Here is a 4,992-nt window from a genome sequence, read left to right on the forward strand (position 1 = left end):
GCCGAACGCGAGCGGTCCGGCGAAGGCGTCGGCGAGCTCGGCGCTTGCCGCCGGGTCACCGTCCCGGGCCCGGTCGCGCAGGTGGATCAGCGCCAGCTGGGTCGCCGCGTCCGGATCGTCGGCCAGCCAGGCCGTGATCGCGGCCTCCAGGTCCTCGCTGATCACAGTCGCTCCAGCAGCCCGGCCAGCAGCCCGCGCAGCCGGGGCTGCGCGGCGCGTCCGGCCTCGACCACGTCGGCGTGCGACAACGGCTCGGACGCGATACCGGCGGCCGCGTTGGTGACCAGCGAGATGCCGAGCACCTCCGAGCCGGCCTCGCGGGCGGCGATCGCTTCGAGTGCGGTGGACATGCCGACCAGGGTGCCGCCGATCACTCTGGCCATCTGCACCTCTGCGGGTGTTTCGTAGGCGGGCCCATGGAACTGGCAGTAGATGCCTTCGGTCAAGCTCGGGTCGACAGCTTTGGCCAGGGCACGCAGTCGCGGGCTGTACATCTGGGTGAGATCGACGAAACGTGGCCCGACAAGGGGGGTCGCGCCGGTCAGGTTGATCTGGTCGGCGATCAGCACCGGCGCACCGGGGGAGTGCGTGATGCCGCCGCAGCCGTTGGTGAGCACCAGTGTGGAGGCCCCGGCGGCCGCGGCGGTGCGCACTCCGTGCACCACCGGGGCGACGCCGCGTCCCTCGTAGAGGTGGGTGCGTCCGGTGAAGATCGCAGCCACTGATCCCGACGCCGTCCGGACCAGGCGCAACGCGCCGCCGTGCCCGGCGACCACCGGTGCGGAGAAGCCCGGCAGGTCCTCCAAAGGGCACTCGTCGATCGGCTCGCCGAGGCCTTGCGATGCCTGCGCCCACCCGGAACCCAACACCAGCGCCAGGTCGATCCGGTCGATGCCGAATCGGTTGCGCAGGGCGTCCGCGGCATCGGCGGCGAGGGCGTAGGGATCGTCCATCCGGCGACGATATCGCTCCGCACCGACAGGTTCGAGGACACGCTGGGAAGGCCGACGGGACAGTTCCTTCGGGTTCCGCGATACCGGCGTTCAGCGACGCCGCGGCTCAGTTCTGCTCGGGCTCGTCGGCGTCCTCGTCGTCGTCGATCGGCCGCAGCCCGAACGTCCGGCGATCGGTGCGGCGCGGCAGTTGGGCGACCAGCCAGAGCAAAGCGAAGCCGAGGCTGAGCCACATCACCGCCTGGGCGGCCGGCAGCAGGCCGTCCATGCCCAGCAGCAGGCCGACGGCCATTCCGGCCACGCCCAGCGCGCAGGCCGCGGCGGCCACCCCGAGCACCACCCGGGTCGCGGTGTTCAGGCTGGGCAGCTTGCCGGCCAGATGGACCACGCCCAGCGCCAGCGCGCCGGACAACGGCACCGAATACAGCTGCAGCAGACGCTGCTGCAGCAGGGTCTGCTCGGGCAGGCCGAGGGCGATCATCAGCACCGCCACCAGCACCAGGACGCCGCACAGCACGCCGACGGTCAGCAGCGAACGATCACGGGGCACCCGATGAGCCTAATCGGTGGCCGGGCTGGTCGGTGGCCGTGCTCGGCTGTGCCAGCATCGTTGAATGAGCCTCGCCGCGCGATCCACGAACACCGGGCGGGCCCGTTGGCTGCTGGCGGCGTCCATGATGATGCTCGTCGGCTGCGCCGCTACCGACACGTCGACGAACGCGCCACCCGCCGCCTCACCCAGTGCGTCCGCGGCCACGGCGTCCGATCCGTCGCCGTCCGGCTCGGTGCGACTCCCGCCCACCACGGGCGAGTTCGACTGTCAACTGAGCGGCAGCTACCCGCTGCCCGCCGGGGTGACCGTGGTCAGCCGGGATCGTGCCGACCGGCCCGCGAAGGGCGCTTACTCGATCTGCTACGTCAACGGGTTCCAGACCCAGCCCGAACAGAAACGGTTCTGGCGCGACGAGCACCCCGGCCTGCTGCTCCGCGATGCCGACAGGCAGCCGGTTGTCGACGGCGATTGGGACGAATGGCTGCTGGACACCCGCACCGAGGCCAATCGCGAAGCCATCGCGGGTCTGGTCGGGCAGTGGATCGAAGGCTGCGCACGGTCCGGGTTCGACGCGCTCGAGATCGACAACCTGGACAGCTACGCCCGCTCCCAGGGTTTGCTGTCCCGGGCCGACAACGTGGCGATGATGGCGAGGTTCTCGGCGATCGCCCACGCCCATGGCTTGGCGTCGGCGCAGAAGAACTCCACCGAACTGTTGCCGCGGGCGAGGGAGCTCGGCACCGACTTCGCGATCGCCGAAGAATGCAACCAGTACGCCGAATGCGCGGACTACACCGCCGTCTACGGCGACCGGGTGTACGTCATCGAGTATCGCGACCGGCCGTTCGCCGCCGGGTGTCGCGATCATCCCGGGTTGATGATCGTTCGCCGCGACCGGCAACTGACGCTGCCCGGCGATGACGACTATGTGAACCGGCGGTGCTGAGCGGGTCGTTTCGGACGGCGGATGCAAGAATGCCCGTCGTGACGGACGTGGTGATCATCGGCGGCGGTCCCGGCGGCTACGAAGCGGCACTGGTGGCCAGCCAGCTGGGCGGACGGGTCACCCTCATCGAGCGCCGTGGCCCTGGTGGATCTGCGGTGCTGACCGACGTGGTGCCGTCCAAGACCCTGATCGCGACCGCCGAGGTGATGACCACCCTGCGCGGCGCCCATGCCCTGGGGCTGCGGCTCGATGGCGCCGAGGACCTCGCCGGAGCGTTCCGGGTCGACCTGGCCGCGGTCAACGAGCGGGTGCTGCGGCTCGCCGCGGCCCAGTCCGGCGACATCCGGAGCCGGCTGGAGGCCGAGGGCGTCCGGCTGATCGAAGGCAGCGGACGCCTCGACGGCACCGAGTGGGTGGTCGCCAGCACCGCCGACGGCGAGGAGCGGCTGCGCGCCGACATCATCCTGCTCGCCACCGGCACCACCCCGCGTGAACTCCCCGCCGCCCGCCCGGACGGCGAGCGCATCCTGACCTGGACGCAGTTGTACGGGCTGAGCGAGCTGCCGAAACGGCTGATCGTGGTCGGCTCCGGGGTGACCGGGGCGGAGTTCGCCAGCGCCTACAACGCGCTCGGGGCGGACGTCGTCCTGGTCAGTTCGCGCGATCAGGTGCTGCCCGGCGAGGACGCCGACGCCGGCCGCGTCGTCCAGCAGGTGTTCGAACGCAGCGGCATGACCATCCTGTCCCGCTCCCGCGCGCAGGCCGCCCGGGTGGTCGGCGACGAGGTGGTGGTCGAACTGGCCGACGGGCGAACCGTCACCGGATCGCATTGCCTGATGGCCGTCGGCTCCACACCCAACACCGCCGGCATCGGTCTGGAATCGGCCGGCGTCGAACTCGACGAGCGCGGCTACATCCGGGTCGACAAGGTCTCCCGCACTCGTGCCCGCGGCGTCTACGCGGCGGGCGACTGCACCGGCGTGTTCCCGCTGGCCTCCGTGGCCGCCATGCAGGGACGGATCGCCATGTGGCATGCGCTCGGCGACGCCGTCGGCCCGCTCGACCTGCGCACCGTCGCCGCCAACGTGTTCACCGCGCCCGAGATCGCCACCGTCGGCGTCAGCCAGGCCGAACTCGACTCCGGGGTGGTCGCCGGCTCTGCGGTGATGCTGCCGCTGCACACCAACCCGCGGGCCAAGATGCGCGGCATCGCCGACGGCTTCGTGAAGATCTTCTGCCTGCCCACCACCCGGATCGTGATCGGCGGCGTGGTGGTGGCCCCGATCGCCAGCGAACTGATCGAGGCACTGTCGCTGGCCGTCCGCGAGAAGCTGACCGTCGACCAGGTCGCTGAGAGCTTCACCGTGTACCCGTCGCTGACCGGCTCGATCGCCGAGGCCGCCCGCCGGCTGCACAGCGGCGCGCTGGAGTCCGTCACCTACTGACCCTCTGCCTGAGTTCACCTCTCCGCAGGCACCTCCGCCTCCACGCCCTGCCCGGCAGGGCCCTCCCTAACTATCTCTGCCCTCCCACATGCGGGAGGGCAGAGATAGTTAGGGAGGGGGTTATGGGAGCGGGTCAGTCGTCGACGCGCAGGCCCTCGCGGGTGGCGTCCAGGGTCGCCTTCAGGTTCTCCGCGGTGTTGGGCAGGTAGCTGAGGTAGGCGTAGCTCTCGTCACCGACCTGGACGGCGATGACCGTCTGCACCTCCCTGGTGGCGCGGATGCCGGGCACGGTGAAGCTCAGGTCGGTGATCCGGATCCAGCCGGGGTGGCCGTCGACGGTCAGTTCCTGGTCGCGGCGCACCTCGGGGTGGTAGTCGATGCCGCGCCAGGTCATCGACAGCGAACACTGGCTCACCACCTCGGCCGCTCTCTGCCCGCCCCAGACGCCGTCCACCGAACTCAGCCTGGCCAGGGCGACCACCGAGTCCCAGCCCATGCTGTTGGCCTGGGGAGCCTCCACCGAGGCGTGCTGCGACCCGACCAGGTTGCCGAACGCCATGTATTCGAGATTGGACGGCGGCCCGTACGGCGCGGGAGCGACCGGGTAGGACACCTTGCCGATCTGCACCCGGCCGTCGCGGACGACCGCCTGCGGTGACGTCGAGGCAGGGGTCGCGGCCGCCGGGCAGGGAAAGCCCGCCGGGCTCGTCGTCGGCGCCGGGTCGAAGTCGATGATGGGTGAGGTGCAGCCGGCGAGCAGCGCGGCCAGGGCTCCGGCCAACGCCGCCCGGGTCGGCGTCAGGCGGCGCGGCGCACGAGCCATCGGCCGGTCAGAGATTGTTCCGGCCGATGTCGGCCACCAGCCCGTCGCCGCGCCAGGAGGCGTAGTAGCCATCCGCCCAGCCGGCGTAGGCCGGTCCGCCCTCCCAGTAGGGCACCCGGCGATTGTCGCGCTCTACGGTGCGAATGTAAGGGTCGGCGCCGGCCTCGATGCGAGCGGCATCGGCGGCGCAGGCCGGCACGCTGCGGCGCTGCCAGCTGACGTTGGTGGCCGACGGGCCGTGGCCGGGGTTGAAGAAGCAGGGCGGACGGCGC

At 71.2% G+C, this 4,992-nt stretch carries 5 protein-coding genes and 1 pseudogene; 2 read left to right on the top strand and 4 right to left on the bottom strand.

Annotation, left to right across the window (positions count from 1 at the left end; translation table 11 throughout):
* Positions 1 to 161: 161 nt before the first annotated feature.
* Both QM624_RS16290 and QM624_RS16295 read right to left on the bottom strand, forming a co-directional pair.
* Positions 162 to 953, bottom strand: a complete 792-nt coding sequence (locus QM624_RS16290) for a purine-nucleoside phosphorylase (protein ID WP_415093711.1) — start codon at positions 951 to 953, stop codon at positions 162 to 164.
* Between the two features lie 106 nt (positions 954 to 1,059).
* The gene (locus QM624_RS16295) at positions 1,060 to 1,503 is read right to left on the bottom strand and encodes a hypothetical protein (RefSeq protein ID WP_415093713.1); all 444 of its coding nucleotides are present in this window, start codon (positions 1,501 to 1,503) and stop codon (positions 1,060 to 1,062) included.
* 64 nt (positions 1,504 to 1,567) lie between these two features.
* Between QM624_RS16295 and QM624_RS16300 the strand changes: the two genes are divergently transcribed.
* The gene (locus QM624_RS16300) at positions 1,568 to 2,452 is read left to right on the top strand and encodes an endo alpha-1,4 polygalactosaminidase (RefSeq protein ID WP_415093715.1); all 885 of its coding nucleotides are present in this window, start codon (positions 1,568 to 1,570) and stop codon (positions 2,450 to 2,452) included.
* 38 nt (positions 2,453 to 2,490) lie between these two features.
* Positions 2,491 to 3,897, top strand: a complete 1,407-nt coding sequence (locus QM624_RS16305) for an NAD(P)H-quinone dehydrogenase (protein ID WP_415093719.1) — start codon at positions 2,491 to 2,493, stop codon at positions 3,895 to 3,897.
* A gap of 133 nt (positions 3,898 to 4,030) precedes the next feature.
* On the opposite strand, the gene QM624_RS16310 is transcribed toward QM624_RS16305, so the two are convergent.
* Both QM624_RS16310 and QM624_RS16315 read right to left on the bottom strand, forming a co-directional pair.
* Entirely contained in the window at positions 4,031 to 4,720 is a 690-nt protein-coding gene (locus QM624_RS16310; RefSeq protein ID WP_415093717.1) for a hypothetical protein, read from the bottom strand.
* 7 nt (positions 4,721 to 4,727) lie between these two features.
* Positions 4,728 to 4,992, bottom strand: a pseudogene (locus QM624_RS16315) (hypothetical protein); the annotation flags it as partial.

This window comes from Micropruina sp. (assembly GCF_047606365.1).
Lineage (GTDB): Bacteria > Actinomycetota > Actinomycetes > Propionibacteriales > Propionibacteriaceae > Micropruina.

Coding starts and splice junctions, on each gene's coding strand:
- QM624_RS16310 (WP_415093717.1), bottom strand. CDS start 4,720: ATGGCTCGTGCGCCGCGCCGCCTGACGCCGACCCGGGCGGCGTTGGCC.
- QM624_RS16300 (WP_415093715.1), top strand. CDS start 1,568: ATGAGCCTCGCCGCGCGATCCACGAACACCGGGCGGGCCCGTTGGCTG.
- QM624_RS16290 (WP_415093711.1), bottom strand. CDS start 953: ATGGACGATCCCTACGCCCTCGCCGCCGATGCCGCGGACGCCCTGCGC.